Source organism: Streptomyces collinus Tu 365, assembly GCF_000444875.1.
Lineage (GTDB): Bacteria > Actinomycetota > Actinomycetes > Streptomycetales > Streptomycetaceae > Streptomyces > Streptomyces collinus_A.
On the sequence record NC_021985.1, the window covers coordinates 1,820,117 to 1,834,797 of the forward strand.

Genomic DNA, 14,681 nt, shown 5'->3' on the forward strand with positions numbered 1-14,681 from the left:
TGCGATCGGGCGGTGCCGTTACGCCGGGCCCTCGATGGCCTCGGAGGTCAGCAGGCCCGCGTTGATCTCGCGCAGGGCGATCGAGAGCGGCTTCTCGTGCACGTGGGTGTCGACGAGCGGACCGACGTACTCGAGGAGGCCCTCGCCGAGCTGCGAGTAGTACGCGTTGATCTGGCGGGCACGCTTGGCCGCGTAGATCACGAGGCTGTACTTCGAGTCGGTGGCCTCGAGGAGCTCGTCGATCGGCGGGTTGATGATGCCCTCGGGCGCGGTGATGGAAGAGGACACGCTCTACCTTCCGATGGGTGGGAAAGAATCAGTCGGTGTGACCCGGTCGAACACGGCCGTCACGATCACACAACGTCCATCAAGGCTAGCAGCTCGCTGGCCACGTCCTCGACGGAGGTGTTGACCAAGGTCTCGTCGAACTCCGGCTCGGCGGCCAGTTCCGTCCTGGCCGCGGCCAGACGGCGCTCGATGACCTCGGGCGGCTCGGTCCCCCGGCCGGTCAGCCTGCGCACCAGCTCCTCCCAGGAGGGCGGGGCCAGGAACACCAGCTGGGCGTCGGACATGGACGCGCGGACCTGCCGCGCGCCCTGGAGGTCGATCTCCAGCAGGACGGGCTCGCCGTTCTCCAGCCGCTCCAGCACGGCCGCGCGGGGCGTGCCGTAACGGTTGCCGGCGAACTCGGCCCACTCCAGCAGTTCCCCGTTGGCGATCAGCTTGTCCATCTCGTCGTCGGTGACGAAGAAGTAGTGGACTCCGTGCTGCTCGCCGGGGCGCGGCTTGCGGGTCGTCGCCGACACCGAGAGCCAGACCTCGGGGTGTTCCTTGCGCATATGAGCGACGACCGTGCTCTTGCCGACCCCCGAGGGGCCGGAGAGCACGGTCAGCCGCGGACGTTCACTCATGCAGCGATTATTCCAGCAATCCCGGGGTGCCCGGGACTCCCGGTCCGGCGGGAGCCGGACTCAGGAACCGGTGCTGCCGAACTCACGCTCCAGGGAAGCGATCTGGTTGGACCCGAGACCGCGCACACGGCGGCTCTCGGAGATGCCCAGACGCTCCATGATCTGCTTGGCGCGGACCTTGCCCACGCCCGGCAGGGACTCGAGCAGCGCGGAGACCTTCATCTTGCCGATGACGTCGTTCTCCTGGCCCTGCTTGATGACCTCGTGCAGGGAGGCGCCGGAGTGCTTGAGTCGATTCTTGACCTCGGCCCGCTCCCGGCGAGCCGCGGCGGCCTTTTCGAGCGCGGCTGCGCGCTGTTCAGGGGTAAGGGGCGGAAGAGCCACGCCTACGTCACCTCGGATGTCGAACTGTCGGATACGGACCGGTGAGGAACCTAGTCGCCCCACACCTGGGGAGCCACGAGCAACACGCTGCCCGTTCTCCCCCACTGTTCTGAGGGGCGCGGGAGGTGCCCCCACTGCTCGGAGACTAGCGGTCAAGTCCGCCAGAGTCAGCGAGAACAGCGGAAAAGTACTGGTCAGCCGCCGTCAGGCCGGACATTTCAGACATACTGCCCCCGATTTGAGGATGTATTCACGCTCAAGCCGTCCCGGCACCGCCCGCCGAGGGCCGCGCGGAGGACTCAGCCACCGGCGACGGCGGTCCTGATCTCCTCCGCGAAGCGCTCCGTGGCCGCGCGCAGCGCCCTGACGTCGGGACCCTGCCGCAGCACACCCCGGCTGACGTTCGGCACGACGTTGCGCAGCGCCGGCCCGAACACCGCGGGGAGATCGGCCGGCGTCGCGCCCTGCGCCCCGACACCGGGCGCGAGGAGGGGGCCGTTGACCGCGAGGTCGTACGCCGACAGGTCGCCCACCGTCGCGCCGACGACCGCGCCGAAGGAGCCCAGCGGCTCCTCGCCCGCGTTCTCGGCGGCCAGGTGCGCCAGGACGGTGGCGGCCACGGTGCGCCCGTCGGCCCGCACCGCGTGCTGCACCTCGGGGCCCTCCGGGTTGGAGGTGAGCGCCAGCACGAACAGGCCGGCCCCGCTCTCCCGGGCCAGGGCGACGGCCGGGCTCAGCGAACCGTAGCCGAGGTAGGGCGAGACGGTGAGGGCGTCGGAGAACAGCGGGGCGTCCTTGTGCAGGTAGGCCTCGGCGTACCCGGCCATCGTGGAGCCGATGTCGCCGCGCTTGGCGTCCATCACGACCAGCGTGCCGGCCGCCCGTGCCTCCTGGACGCACGTCTCCAGGACGGCGACGCCGCGTGAGCCGAACCGCTCGAAGAAGGCGCTCTGCGGCTTCATGACGGCGACCCGGTCGGCCACCGCCTCCACGACCGTGCGGCTGAACCGCTCCAGACCGGCCACGTCGTCGCCCAGGCCCCACTCGGCGAGCAGGGAGGCGTGCGGGTCGATGCCGACGCACAGCGGGCCGCGCTCGTCCATCGCGCGGCGCAGACGGGCGCCGAAGGGCTCCAGAACACTCATGCGGACTTCCTCACGTCGGCGCCGACCGCGTCGGCGAGGGTGGCGTACGGGCTGGTGCGCAGACGCGCGGCGAGGCCCTTGTGGACGGCGCGGGACCAGAAGGGACCCTCGTAGATGAACGCGCTGTATCCCTGGACCAGCGTGGCACCGGCCAGAATGCGCTGCCAGGCGTCCTCGGCGGTCTCGACGCCGCCGACGCCCACCAGGGTGATCCGGTCGCCCACGCGCGCGTACAGGCGGCGCAGGACCTCCAGGGAGCGCTCCTTGAGCGGGGCGCCGGACAGTCCGCCGGTCTCCTTGACCAGGGAGGGCGCGGAGCGCAGGCCGAGGCCGTCGCGGGCGATGGTGGTGTTGGTGGCGATGATGCCGTCCAGACCGAGCTCCACGGCCAGGTCGGCGACGGCGTCGACGTCCTCGTCCGCGAGGTCCGGGGCGATCTTCACCAGGAGCGGGACGCGCCGGTGGGCGACGGTGCGGTCGGCGGCCTCGCGGACGGCGGCGAGCAGCGGGCGCAGCGCCTCGGTCGCCTGGAGGTTGCGCAGGCCGGGCGTGTTCGGCGAGGAGACGTTGACCACGAGGTAGTCGGCGTACGGGGCGAGCCGCTCGGCGGACTTCACGTAGTCGCCGACGGCCTCCTCCTCGGGCACGACCTTGGTCTTGCCGATGTTGACGCCGACGACGGTCCGGAAGACCGGCTCACGGGTCGCCAGGCGGGCCGCGACGGCGAGCGAGCCGTCGTTGTTGAAGCCCATGCGGTTGATCAGCGCGCGGTCCGCGACGAGCCGGAACAGCCGCCGCTTGGGGTTGCCGGGCTGCGGCTCCCCGGTGACCGTGCCGATCTCCACGTGGTCGAAGCCCAGCATCGACATGCCGTCGATGGCGACGGCGTTCTTGTCGAAGCCGGCGGCGAGCCCGAAGGGGCCGTGCATGCGCAGCCCGAAGGCCTCCGTGCGCAGCTCCTTGTGGCGGGGCGCGAGGGCGGCCGCGACGAACGTGCGCAGCACCGGGACGCGCACCGCGAGACGGATCCAGCGGAAGGCCAGGTAGTGGGCCTTCTCGGGGTCCATCCGCTTGAAGACGAGATTGAAGAAGATCTTGTACATGGTGTCCTCATGAAGAGGGGGACACCGTTTCCGGTGTCCCCCTCAGGGCTGCTAGTCGCGGGCCGCGGTCAGGTGTTCCGCGTGTTCCTGGAGCGAGCGGACGCCCACGTCGCCGTGGTTGAGGGCGTCGATGCCCTGGACGGCCGCCGCGAGCGCCTGGACGGTCGTCAGGCACGGCACCGAGCGGGCCACCGCGGCCGTGCGGATGTCGTAGCCGTCGAGGCGGCCGCCGGTGCCGTACGGGGTGTTGACGATGAGGTCGACCTCGCCGTCGTGGATGAGCTGGACGATGGTCCGCTCCCCGTTCGGGCCGGTACCCTCGGACTGCTTGCGCACGACCGTGGCGTTGATGCCGTTGCGCTTGAGGACCTCGGCGGTGCCCGAGGTGGCGAGCAGCTCGAAGCCGTGGGCGACCAGCTCGCGCGCCGGGAAGATCATCGAGCGCTTGTCGCGGTTGGCGACCGAGATGAAGGCGCGGCCCTTGGTGGGCAGCGGGCCGTAGGCCCCCGCCTGCGACTTGGCGTACGCCGTGCCGAAGACGGAGTCGATGCCCATGACCTCACCGGTGGAGCGCATCTCCGGGCCGAGCACCGTGTCCACGCCGCGGCCCTGGATGTCGCGGAAGCGCGACCACGGCATGACGGCCTCCTTGACGGAGATCGGCGCGTCCAGCGGCAGCTCGCCGCCGTCGCCGTTCGCCGGGAGCAGGCCCTCCGCCCGCAGCTCGGCGATGGTCGCGCCCAGCGAGATGCGGGCGGCGGCCTTCGCGAGCGGCACCGCGGTCGCCTTGGAGGTGAAGGGGACCGTGCGCGAGGCGCGCGGGTTGGCCTCCAGGACGTAGAGGATGTCGCCGGCCATCGCGAACTGGATGTTGATCAGGCCGCGCACCCCGACGCCCTTGGCGATCGCCTCGGTGGAGGCGCGCAGGCGCTTGATGTCGAAGCCGCCGAGGGTGATCGGGGGCAGGGCGCACGCCGAGTCGCCGGAGTGGATGCCGGCCTCCTCGATGTGCTCCATGACGCCGCCGAGGTACAGGTCCTCGCCGTCGTAGAGGGCGTCGACGTCGATCTCGATGGCGTCGTCGAGGAAGCGGTCGACGAGGACCGGCCGGGAGGGGCTGATCTCGGTCGACTCGGCGATGTAGGAGGCGAGGCGGGTCTCGTCGTAGACGATCTCCATGCCGCGCCCGCCGAGGACGTAGGACGGCCGGACGAGGACCGGGTAGCCGATCTCGTCGGCGATGGCCTTGGCGCCCTCGAAGGTGGTGGCCGTGCCGTGCTTCGGGGCCGGCAGGCCGGCCTCGGCGAGGACCCGGCCGAAGGCGCCGCGGTCCTCGGCGGCGTGGATGGCCTCGGGGGACGTGCCGACGACCGGCACGCCGTTGTCCTTCAGGGCCTGCGAGAGGCCGAGCGGGGTCTGGCCGCCGAGCTGGACGATCACACCGGCGATCGGTCCGGCGAGGGACTCCGCGTGGACGATCTCCAGCACGTCCTCGAGCGTCAGCGGCTCGAAGTACAGGCGGTCGGAGGTGTCGTAGTCCGTGGAGACGGTCTCCGGGTTGCAGTTGACCATCACGGTCTCGTACCCGGCGTCGGACAGCGCGAAGGAGGCGTGCACACAGGAGTAGTCGAACTCGATGCCCTGGCCGATGCGGTTCGGGCCGGAGCCCAGGATGATCACCGCGGGCTTCTCGCGGGGCGCGACCTCGGTCTCCTCGTCGTAGGAGGAGTAGAAGTACGGCGTCTTCGCGGCGAACTCGGCGGCGCAGGTGTCGACCGTCTTGTAGACCGGGCGGATGCCGAGGGCGTGCCTGACCTCGCGGACGACGTCCTCGCGCAGGCCGCGGATCTCACCGATCTGCTGGTCGGAGAAGCCGTGCCGCTTGGCCTCGGCGAGCAGGTCGCCGGTCAGCTCGGGCGCCGCGGCGAGCTCGTCGGCGATCTCCTTGATCAGGAAGAGCTGGTCCACGAACCACGGGTCGATCTTCGTGTACTCGAAGACCTCCTCGGGCGTGGCGCCCGCGCGGATGGCCCGCATGACGGTGTTGACGCGGCCGTCGGTGGGGCGCACGGCCTCGCGCAGCAGGGCGTCCTTGTCGCCGGGCTCGCCGACGAAGGTGAACTGGCTGCCCTTCTTCTCCAGCGAGCGCAGCGCCTTCTGGAAGGCCTCGGTGAAGTTGCGGCCGATGGCCATGGCCTCGCCGACCGACTTCATGGTGGTCGTCAGCGTGGAGTCGGCCTGGGGGAACTTCTCGAAGGCGAACCGCGGGGCCTTGACGACCACGTAGTCCAGCGTGGGCTCGAAGGAGGCCGGGGTCTCCTGCGTGATGTCGTTCGGGATCTCGTCCAGGGTGTAGCCGACGGCGAGCTTGGCGGCGATCTTGGCGATCGGGAAGCCGGTCGCCTTCGAGGCCAGCGCCGAGGAGCGGGACACGCGCGGGTTCATCTCGATGACGATCACGCGGCCGTCCTCGGGGTTCACCGCGAACTGGATGTTGCAGCCGCCCGTGTCGACGCCGACCTCGCGGATGACGGCGATGCCGACGTCGCGCAGGATCTGGTACTCGCGGTCGGTCAGCGTCATCGCGGGCGCCACGGTGATCGAGTCGCCGGTGTGCACGCCCATGGGGTCGAAGTTCTCGATGGAGCAGACGACCACGACGTTGTCGTGCTTGTCGCGCATCAGCTCCAGCTCGTACTCCTTCCAGCCGAGGATGGACTCCTCCAGGAGCACCTCGGTGGTCGGGGAGAGCGTGAGGCCCTGGCCGGCGATGCGGCGCAGCTCCTCCTCGTCGTGGGCGAAGCCGGAGCCGGCGCCGCCCATGGTGAAGGAGGGGCGGACGACGACCGGGTAGCCGCCGAGCGTGTCGACGCCCTTGAGGACGTCGTCCATGGAGTGGCAGATGACCGAGCGGGCGGACTCGCCGTGGCCGATCTTCTTGCGGACCTCCTCCACGACGCCCTTGAACAGGTCGCGGTCCTCGCCCTTGCGGATCGCCTCGGGCTTGGCGCCGATCAGCTCGACGCCGTACTTCTCCAGGACACCGTTCTCGTGCAGCGAGATGGCGGTGTTCAGGGCCGTCTGGCCGCCCAGGGTGGGCAGCAGGGCGTCGGGACGCTCCTTGGCGATGATCTTCTCGACGAACTCGGGGGTGATCGGCTCGACGTAGGTGGCGTCGGCGATCTCCGGGTCGGTCATGATCGTCGCCGGGTTGGAGTTGACGAGGACCACGCGCAGGCCCTCGGACCTGAGCACGCGGCACGCCTGGGTGCCGGAGTAGTCGAACTCGGCGGCCTGGCCGATGACGATCGGGCCGGAGCCGATGACCAGGACGGACTGGATATCGGTGCGCTTAGGCACGCTGGCCCTCCATCAGGGAAACGAAGCGGTCGAACAGGTAGGCGGCGTCGTGCGGACCCGCTGCTGCTTCGGGGTGGTACTGGACGGAGAAGGCCGGCTGGTCGAGCAGCTGCAGCCCCTCCACGACGTCGTCGTTCAGGCAGACGTGCGAGACCTCGGCGCGGCCGAATTTCGTCTCGCTGACCTTGTCGAGCGGCGCGTCCACGGCGAAGCCGTGGTTGTGCGCGGTGACCTCGACCTTGCCGGTCGTCCGGTCCTGGACCGGCTGGTTGATGCCGCGGTGGCCGTACTTCAGCTTGTAGGTGCCGAAGCCGAGGGCGCGGCCGAGGATCTGGTTGCCGAAGCAGATGCCGAACAGGGGCGTCCTGCGCTCCAGGACGGCGCTCATCAGTGCGACGGGGCCGTCGGCGGTCGCCGGGTCGCCGGGTCCGTTGGAGAAGAACACGCCGTCCGGTCCGACGGCGTAGACGTCCTCGGCCGTCGCGGTGGCCGGGAGCACGTGCACCTCGATGCCGCGCTCGGCCATCCGGTGCGGGGTCATGCCCTTGATGCCGAGGTCGATGGCGGCGACCGTGAAGCGCTTCTCGCCGACCGCGGGGACGACGTACGCCTCCTTGGTGGCGACCTCCTCGTAGAGGCTGGCGCCCTTCATCTGCGGCTGGGCCTGGACCCGCTCGACCAGCTCGGCCTCGGGGGCGACGGCCTCGCCGGAGAAGATGCCGGCGCGCATCGAGCCGCGCTCGCGCAGGTGGCGGGTGAGGGCGCGGGTGTCGATCCCGGAGATGCCGACGACGCCCTGCGCGACCAGCTCGTCGTCCAGGGAGCGCTTGGCGCGCCAGTTGGACGGCACGCGCGCGGGGTCGCGCACGACGTAGCCGGAGACCCAGATGCGGCCGGACTCGTCGTCCTCGTCGTTCCAGCCGGTGTTGCCGATCTGCGGGGCGGTCGCGACGACGATCTGGCGGTCGTACGACGGGTCGGTGAGGGTCTCCTGGTAGCCGGTCATGCCGGTGGAGAAGACGGCCTCTCCGAAGGTCTCCCCCACGGCCCCGTAGGCGCGGCCGCGGAAGGTGCGGCCGTCCTCCAGGACGAGTACGGCGGGAAGCGCCGTGTTCCTCTGGGAGGAGCTTCCCCTGGTGGAGGTCGTCATCGCGCGCCTTCCGTGTCGTTGGTCATCTGGTTCAGTGTGTCGACCCATTCGGTGTGCTCGGCCGCGTGGTCGGAGCGGAAGCCGGAGTCGATCAGCTTCTCGCCCAGGGCCCAGGTCACCACCAGCAGTCCGCCCTCGGTGAGGACCTTGCCGGCGATGCCCTTGTCGAGCCGGGCGCCGCGCAGCGCGGCGGTGGGGACGAAGAAGTCGGTCGCGCCGGGGCGCTCGACCTCCAGGCCCGCGTCGGTCAGGGTGAGCGAGGCCCGGCTGCGGGTGCCGAGGCCGTGGGCCACGATGCGGTCCAGCCACTGCCCGGCGGTGGTCGAGCCGTGGTAGCGGCCGCTCATGCTCAGTTTCACCGGGCCGGTCTCGTCCGGCGCGCTGGGCGGCTCGGGCAGGTCGCTCTGGAGCGTGCCGCGCCACTTCCAGCCCTCGCGCATCAGCCAGTAGACGAGCGCGACGAAGAGGGCGAGGCCGACGAGCCAGCCGATGCGGCCGGGCCAGTTGGTGACGTCGGCCGACTTCTCGGCCTCGGCCAGCAGGATCACAGGTGTCACGTGAGCTTCCCGTCGACGAGCGTCGCCTTGCCCCGCAGCCACGTGTGGGTGACTCGGCCCGGCAGCTCGCGTCCCTCGTAGGGGGTGTTGCGGCTGCGCGAGGCGAAGCCCGCGGGGTCCACCTGCCCACGGTATGCCGTGTCCACCAGCGTGAGGTTGGCGGGCTCACCGACCGAGACGGGACGGCCGTGTCCCCGGGCGCCGCCGATCCGCGCGGGCTTGGCGGACATGCGGTCGGCGACGCCGGCCCAGTCCAGCAGGCCGGTCTCGACCATGGTCGCCTGGACCACCGAGAGGGCGGTCTCCAGGCCGACCATGCCCATGGCGGCCGCGGCCCACTCGCAGTCCTTGTCCTCGTGCGGGTGCGGGGCGTGGTCGGTGGCGACGATGTCGATCGTGCCGTCGGCCAGCGCCTCGCGCAGGGCGTGCACGTCCCGCTCGGTGCGCAGCGGCGGGTTGACCTTGTAGACCGGGTTGTAGGTGCGCACCATCTCTTCCGTCAGGAGGAGGTGGTGCGGGGTCACCTCGGCGGTGACGTCGATGCCGCGGGACTTGGCCCAGCGGACGATCTCCACCGAGCCGGCGGTCGACAGGTGGCAGATGTGCACCCGGGAGCCCACGTGCTCGGCGAGCAGCACGTCGCGGGCGATGACCGACTCCTCGGCGACGGCGGGCCAGCCGCCCAGGCCCAGCTCGGCGGAGACGACGCCCTCGTTCATCTGGGCGCCCTCGGTGAGCCGGGGCTCCTGCGCGTGCTGGGCGACGACGCCGCCGAAGGCCTTCACGTACTCCAGCGCGCGGCGCATGATCACGGCGTCGTCCACGCACTTGCCGTCGTCGGAGAAGACGGTGACGCCGGCGGCCGACTCGTGCATCGCGCCCAGCTCGGCGAGCTTCTTGCCCTCCAGGCCGACGGTGACGGCGCCGATGGGCTGCACGTCGCAGTAGCCGTGGTCCCGGCCGAGCCGGTAGACCTGCTCGACGACGCCGGCGGTGTCGGCGACCGGGAAGGTGTTGGCCATGGCGAACACGGCGGTGTAGCCGCCGCTCGCGGCGGCGCGGGTGCCGGTGAGGACGGTCTCGGAGTCCTCGCGGCCCGGCTCGCGCAGGTGGGTGTGCAGGTCGACCAGGCCCGGCAGCAGCACCTTGCCGTCGGCCTCGACGACCTCCGCGCCCCCGGCGTCGAGGTCGGTACCGACCGCGGCGATGGTCTCGCCGTCGATCAGCACGTCCTGCGGCTCACCGCCGAGCACCTTCGCACCCCGGATCAGGATCTTGCTCATGGTTCTACTTCTCCTCGGTGGTACGGGCGTGGGTGACGGCGGGCTCGTTGCCGCCGAGCAGCAGGTACAGGACGGCCATCCGGATGGAGACGCCGTTGGCGACCTGCTCGACGACCGTGCAGCGGTCCGAGTCGGCGACCTCGGCGGTGATCTCCATGCCGCGGACCATCGGGCCGGGGTGCATCACGATGGCGTGCTCGGGCATCCGGGCCATGCGGTCGCCGTCGAGGCCGTAGCGCCGCGAGTACTCGCGCTCGGTCGGGAAGAAGGCCGCGTTCATGCGCTCGCGCTGGACGCGCAGCATCATCACCGCGTCGGACTTGGGCAGCGTGCTGTCGAGGTCGTAGGACACCTCGCACGGCCAGGTCCCGACGCCGACGGGCACCAGCGTGGGCGGGGCGACGAGGGTGACCTCGGCGCCGAGGGTGTGCAGCAGGTCGACGTTGGAGCGGGCGACCCGGCTGTGCAGGACGTCGCCGACGAGGGTGATGCGCTTGCCGGACAGGTCCTGGCCGAGTCCGGCGTCCCGGCCGACCAGGCGGCGGCGCATGGTGAAGGCGTCCAGCAGGGCCTGGGTGGGGTGCTGGTGGGTGCCGTCGCCGGCGTTGATCACGGCGGCGTCGATCCAGCCGGAGTTGGCGAGGCGGTAGGGGGCCCCGGAGGCGCCGTGCCGGATGACGACGGCGTCGACGCCCATCGCCTCCAGGGTCTGGGCGGTGTCCTTCAGGGACTCGCCCTTGGACACGCTGGAGCCCTTGGCGGTGAAGTTGATGACGTCCGCGGAGAGGCGCTTCTCGGCGGCCTCGAAGGAGATCCGGGTCCGGGTGGAGTCCTCGAAGAAGAGGTTGACGATCGTGCGGCCGCGCAGGGTCGGCAGCTTCTTGATCGGCCGGTCCGCGACCCGGGCCATCTCCTCGGCGGTGTCGAGGATCAGGACGGCGTCGTCGCGGGTGAGGTCGGCGGCCGAGATGAGATGACGCTGCATCTGTCAGGCTCCGTAAGGCAGTTCATTCGGGAGGATTGGGGCAGATCGGCGCATGGGTCGGCACACCGAGGCGGCCGTGCGCCCGACTTGCTACTGGCCGTCCGGCTTCACACCGAGCAGCACGGTGTCGCGACCGTCCTCCTCGGCGAGCTGGACCTTGACCGTCTCCCGCAACGACGTGGGGAGGTTCTTGCCGACGTAGTCGGCCCGGATGGGCAGTTCCCGGTGGCCGCGGTCGACCAGGACCGCGAGCTGCACCGCGCGCGGGCGCCCGATGTCGTTCAGGGCGTCGAGGGCGGCGCGGATGGTGCGGCCGGAGAAGAGCACGTCGTCGACGAGGACCACCAGGCAGCCGTCGATGCCGTCACCGGGGATCTCGGTGCGGGCGAGGGCGCGCGGCGGGTGCATGCGCAGGTCGTCGCGGTACATGGTGATGTCGAGCGAGCCGACGGGGATCTTGCGGTCGGTGATCTGCTCCAGCTTGGCGGCGAGCCGCTGGGCGAGGAAGACCCCCCGGGTCGGAATGCCGAGGAGCACCACGTCGTCGGCGCCCTTGGCGCGCTCGACGATCTCGTGGGCGATGCGGGTCAGCACCCGCGCGATGTCGGGGCCCTCGAGAACGGGCCGCGCGTCGGCGGTGTCAGGGTTCGCGTGCGAGTCCATACGAAACGGACCTCCTTCTCCGCCTCACGGGACGGACCTTAAAGGACGTCGGATTTGCGCCATCTACCGTAGCAGGCCCGCGGACGGCCTCGATCACCCGGTTGGCTCAATGCGTCGCCGTCACCACGGAAGAGTCGGTGTGGACCATTCGGCTTGACGCATGAGAGTCACGCTGCGTAACCTCACAGTGAGTTACCAGCCGCGCGGCGGGAAGCAGAGCCGACCGCCGTCGACACAGTGTCCGGGGAGCTATATGTCCAGCGAATACGCCAAACAGCTCGGGGCCAAGCTCCGGGCCATCCGCACCCAGCAGGGCCTTTCCCTCCACGGTGTCGAGGAGAAGTCCCAGGGTCGCTGGAAGGCCGTGGTGGTCGGTTCGTACGAGCGCGGTGACCGTGCCGTGACCGTGCAGCGTCTGGCCGAGTTGGCCGATTTCTATGGCGTCCCGGTGCAGGAGCTGCTGCCGGGCACCACGCCGGGCGGCGCCGCCGAGCCGCCGCCGAAGCTGGTCCTGGACCTGGAGCGGCTGGCCACCGTGCCGGCCGAGAAGGCCGGCCCGCTGCAGCGCTACGCGGCGACGATCCAGTCCCAGCGCGGCGACTACAACGGCAAGGTGCTCTCGATCCGCCAGGACGACCTGCGCACACTCGCCGTCATCTACGACCAGTCCCCCTCGGTCCTCACCGAGCAGCTGATCAGCTGGGGTGTCCTGGACGCGGACGCGCGCCGCGCCGTGGCCACCCACGAAGACGCCTGAGTCGCCCCAGACCTCAGCAGAAACGTGCCGCCGGGGTGGCTGGAACTGTACGGTTCCAGCCACCCCGGCGGCTTTCTGCGCGCCTCGCGGGGCGTCCGGGCACCGGGATGCCGGAGGGCCCGCAGCAAGCGCGCTGCGGGCCCTCCGGCGTCTTTCCCGTGACGGGCTCTACGCCTCGTCGCGGCGCAGCGTCGGCTTCAGCTCCTTGAGCCGGCCGAGCAGGCCGTTGACGAACGCCGGCGAGTCGTCCGTGGAGAACTCCTTGGCGAGCTGCACCATCTCGTCCAGCACGACGGCGTCGGGCGTCTCGTCCACCCAGATCAGCTCGTAGGCACCCAGGCGCAGGACGTTGCGGTCGACGACCGGCATCCGGTCGAGCGTCCAGCCCACCGCGTACTGGGCGATCAGCTCGTCGATGCGCCGCGCGTGCTCCGCGTAGCCCTCGACCAGCTGCATGGTGTACTCGCTCACCGGCGGCTGCCGGTCGTCGGTCCGGGAGAGCCGGATCCAGTCGGCGAGCACCGTCAGGACGTCGGCTCCCCGCTGGTCGCCCTCGAAGAGGATCTGGAAGGCGCGCTTGCGGGCCGTGTTGCGGGCAGCCACGGTTAGCTGTTCACCCGGCCGAGGTAGTCGCTCGTGCGGGTGTCGACCTTGATCTTCTCACCGGTGGTGATGAAGAGCGGGACCTGGATCTGGTGGCCGGTCTCCAGCGTGGCGGGCTTGGTGCCACCGGTGGAGCGGTCGCCCTGGACGCCCGGCTCGGTCTCCTGGATGACCAGCTCGACGGCGGCCGGCAGCTCCACGAAGAGCACCTCGCCCTCGTGCTGGGCGACGGTGGCGGTGAAGCCCTCGATCAGGAAGTTGGCGGCGTCGCCGACGGCCTTGCGGTCGACCATCAGCTGGTCGTAGGTCTCCATGTCCATGAAGACGAAGTAGTCGCCGTCCATGTACGAGAACTGCATGTCGCGCTTGTCGACAGTGGCGGTCTCGACCTTGACACCGGCGTTGAAGGTCTTGTCGACGACCTTGCCGGAGAGCACGTTCTTGAGCTTGGTGCGCACGAAGGCCGGGCCCTTGCCGGGCTTGACGTGCTGGAACTCGACGACGGACCAGAGCTGGCCGCCTTCGAGCTTGAGCACCAGGCCGTTCTTGAGGTCGTTCGTGGAAGCCACGGTTGCGGAATCTCCTGGACTGACGTACGACCCCGGGGCATGCGCACAGCGCGAGGCTAGAGCGCGAGCAGCTCCTTGGTCGTGATGGTGAGTAGCTCGGGTCCGCCGTCCGCCTCGGGGCGCACGACGAGCGTGTCATCGATCCGGACACCGCCCCGGCCCGGGAGGTGGACCCCCGGTTCGACGGTGACCGGCACGCAAGCGTCCAGTTTACCCATGGCCGCGGGGGCCAACTGCGGGTCCTCGTCGATTTCGAGTCCGACACCGTGTCCGGTCAGCGCTGGCAGCGCCTCCGCGTACCCCGCGGAGTCCAGGACCTGCCGTGCCGCGCGGTCCACGTCACGGAAGGCGGCACCGGGCGTCAGGGACTCGCGTCCGGCCCGCTGAGCGGCGAAGACGAGGTCGTACAGCTCGATCTGCCAGTCCGCCGGCGAGGTGCCGATGACGAAGGTGCGGCCGATCTCGCAGCGGTAGCCGCGGTAGGTGGCGCCCAGGCAGACGGAGAGGAAGTCGCCCTCCTCCACCCGGCGGTCGGTGGGACGGTGGCCGGGGCGGCCGGAGTGCGGGCCGGTCGCCACGGAGGTGGGGAAGGCGGGGCCGTCGGCGCCGTGGTCGACCAGGCGCCGCTCCAGCTCCAGCGCCAGGTGCCGTTCGGTCCGGCCGACCAGGATCGACTCCAGCAGCTCGCCGAGGGCCTGGTCGGCGATCTCGGCGCCGATGCGCAGGCAGGAGATCTCCTCCTCGTCCTTCACCACCCTGAGCTGCTCGACGGCGCCGCCGATGCCGGTCAGGCGCAGCCCGGGGGCGACGGAGGCCAGGGCCTTGTGGCGGCTGACGGTGAGGTGGTGTTCCTCGACGGCCAGCGAGTCGGCGTCCTGGGCCGCGGCGAGACCGGCCGCCGCGACCGCGGGATCGCCCCCGGGTGAGGGCAGGACGTGCAGCCTCAGGCTCTCGTCCGGCCGGCCCTCGAAGGGGCGGTCCTCGGGCGGGCCGGCGCACACCAGCAGGTCCTCGCGCCTGCCGAGCAGCAGGACGGAGTCCCGCGGCGCGGCGGCGGCGAGGTAGCGCACATTGGCGGGGCGGGAGATGAGGGCTGCCGCGGCGCCGGCCGCGTTGCAGCGCTCCCTCAGCCGGGATCGGCGGGTCGCGTACACCTCTGACATGAGATGAGCGTAGGAGTTCTGGGCGCTTTGTGCCGGTTGGGTGGGGCC

The 14,681-nt window shown here is 70.8% G+C and carries 15 protein-coding genes; 1 reads left to right on the top strand and 14 read right to left on the bottom strand.

What is annotated here, in order from left to right; translation table 11 throughout:
• Positions 1–18 precede the first annotated feature (18 nt).
• The 11 genes from rpoZ to pyrR all read right to left on the bottom strand — a co-directional run bounded on the left by rpoZ (position 19) and on the right by pyrR (position 11,541).
• Positions 19–288, bottom strand: a complete 270-nt coding sequence (rpoZ, locus tag B446_RS07555; RefSeq protein WP_023842852.1) for a DNA-directed RNA polymerase subunit omega — start codon at positions 286–288, stop codon at positions 19–21.
• 65 nt (positions 289–353) lie between these two features.
• Positions 354–911, bottom strand: a complete 558-nt coding sequence (gene gmk, locus B446_RS07560; RefSeq protein WP_020938833.1) for a guanylate kinase — start codon at positions 909–911, stop codon at positions 354–356.
• A 60-nt stretch (positions 912–971) separates the two neighbouring features.
• Positions 972–1,295 (bottom strand): integration host factor, encoded by a 324-nt coding sequence (locus B446_RS07565; protein ID WP_003977346.1) that lies wholly within the window; start codon positions 1,293–1,295, stop codon positions 972–974.
• 299 nt (positions 1,296–1,594) lie between these two features.
• A complete protein-coding gene (gene pyrF, locus B446_RS07570) occupies positions 1,595–2,440 on the bottom strand; it encodes an orotidine-5'-phosphate decarboxylase (RefSeq protein WP_020938834.1) in 846 nt (281 codons plus the stop codon).
• A complete protein-coding gene (locus tag B446_RS07575) occupies positions 2,437–3,543 on the bottom strand; it encodes a quinone-dependent dihydroorotate dehydrogenase (RefSeq protein ID WP_020938835.1) in 1,107 nt (368 codons plus the stop codon). Before B446_RS07575 ends, pyrF begins: the two co-directional genes overlap by 4 nt.
• A 51-nt stretch (positions 3,544–3,594) precedes the next feature.
• Positions 3,595–6,903 (bottom strand): carbamoyl-phosphate synthase large subunit, encoded by a 3,309-nt coding sequence (gene carB, locus B446_RS07580; protein ID WP_020938836.1) that lies wholly within the window; start codon positions 6,901–6,903, stop codon positions 3,595–3,597.
• Positions 6,896–8,053 carry a glutamine-hydrolyzing carbamoyl-phosphate synthase small subunit gene (gene carA, locus B446_RS07585; protein ID WP_020938837.1) on the bottom strand — a complete coding sequence of 386 codons (1,158 nt, stop codon included), beginning with the start codon at positions 8,051–8,053 and terminating at the stop codon, positions 6,896–6,898. The genes carB and carA overlap by 8 nt, the downstream gene beginning before the upstream one ends.
• A complete protein-coding gene (locus B446_RS07590; RefSeq protein ID WP_043474989.1) occupies positions 8,050–8,610 on the bottom strand; it encodes a hypothetical protein in 561 nt (186 codons plus the stop codon). The genes carA and B446_RS07590 overlap by 4 nt, the downstream gene beginning before the upstream one ends.
• The gene (locus B446_RS07595; protein ID WP_020938839.1) at positions 8,607–9,893 is read right to left on the bottom strand and encodes a dihydroorotase; all 1,287 of its coding nucleotides are present in this window, start codon (positions 9,891–9,893) and stop codon (positions 8,607–8,609) included. Before B446_RS07595 ends, B446_RS07590 begins: the two co-directional genes overlap by 4 nt.
• Positions 9,894–9,897: 4 nt before the next feature.
• Complete coding sequence (locus B446_RS07600; RefSeq protein WP_020938840.1) at positions 9,898–10,878, bottom strand: aspartate carbamoyltransferase catalytic subunit; 981 nt, start codon at positions 10,876–10,878, stop codon at positions 9,898–9,900.
• A gap of 90 nt (positions 10,879–10,968) precedes the next feature.
• Positions 10,969–11,541, bottom strand: a complete 573-nt coding sequence (pyrR, locus tag B446_RS07605) for a bifunctional pyr operon transcriptional regulator/uracil phosphoribosyltransferase PyrR (RefSeq protein ID WP_020938841.1) — start codon at positions 11,539–11,541, stop codon at positions 10,969–10,971.
• 253 nt (positions 11,542–11,794) lie between these two features.
• On the opposite strand from pyrR, the gene bldD reads away from it, so the two are divergent.
• Positions 11,795–12,298, top strand: a complete 504-nt coding sequence (bldD, locus tag B446_RS07610) for a transcriptional regulator BldD (RefSeq protein WP_020938842.1) — start codon at positions 11,795–11,797, stop codon at positions 12,296–12,298.
• Between the two features lie 168 nt (positions 12,299–12,466).
• Here the strand turns inward: bldD and nusB are convergent, their stop codons facing one another.
• The 3 genes from nusB to B446_RS07625 are packed head-to-tail and all read right to left on the bottom strand — an operon-like array spanning position 12,467 to position 14,633.
• Positions 12,467–12,901 carry a transcription antitermination factor NusB gene (nusB, locus tag B446_RS07615; protein ID WP_020938843.1) on the bottom strand — a complete coding sequence of 145 codons (435 nt, stop codon included), beginning with the start codon at positions 12,899–12,901 and terminating at the stop codon, positions 12,467–12,469.
• Positions 12,902–12,903: 2 nt separating this feature from the next.
• A complete protein-coding gene (gene efp, locus B446_RS07620) occupies positions 12,904–13,470 on the bottom strand; it encodes an elongation factor P (RefSeq protein ID WP_020938844.1) in 567 nt (188 codons plus the stop codon).
• 56 nt (positions 13,471–13,526) lie between these two features.
• On the bottom strand, positions 13,527–14,633 hold the full coding sequence (locus B446_RS07625; protein WP_020938845.1) for an aminopeptidase P family protein: 1,107 nt from the start codon (positions 14,631–14,633) through the stop codon (positions 13,527–13,529).
• Between the last annotated feature and the right edge of the window lie 48 nt (positions 14,634–14,681).

Coding starts and splice junctions, on each gene's coding strand:
- pyrR (WP_020938841.1), bottom strand. CDS start 11,541: ATGGACTCGCACGCGAACCCTGACACCGCCGACGCGCGGCCCGTTCTC.
- B446_RS07600 (WP_020938840.1), bottom strand. CDS start 10,878: ATGCAGCGTCATCTCATCTCGGCCGCCGACCTCACCCGCGACGACGCC.
- B446_RS07595 (WP_020938839.1), bottom strand. CDS start 9,893: ATGAGCAAGATCCTGATCCGGGGTGCGAAGGTGCTCGGCGGTGAGCCG.
- pyrF (WP_020938834.1), bottom strand. CDS start 2,440: ATGAGTGTTCTGGAGCCCTTCGGCGCCCGTCTGCGCCGCGCGATGGAC.
- gmk (WP_020938833.1), bottom strand. CDS start 911: ATGAGTGAACGTCCGCGGCTGACCGTGCTCTCCGGCCCCTCGGGGGTC.
- B446_RS07575 (WP_020938835.1), bottom strand. CDS start 3,543: ATGTACAAGATCTTCTTCAATCTCGTCTTCAAGCGGATGGACCCCGAG.
- B446_RS07625 (WP_020938845.1), bottom strand. CDS start 14,633: ATGTCAGAGGTGTACGCGACCCGCCGATCCCGGCTGAGGGAGCGCTGC.
- bldD (WP_020938842.1), top strand. CDS start 11,795: ATGTCCAGCGAATACGCCAAACAGCTCGGGGCCAAGCTCCGGGCCATC.
- carA (WP_020938837.1), bottom strand. CDS start 8,053: ATGACGACCTCCACCAGGGGAAGCTCCTCCCAGAGGAACACGGCGCTT.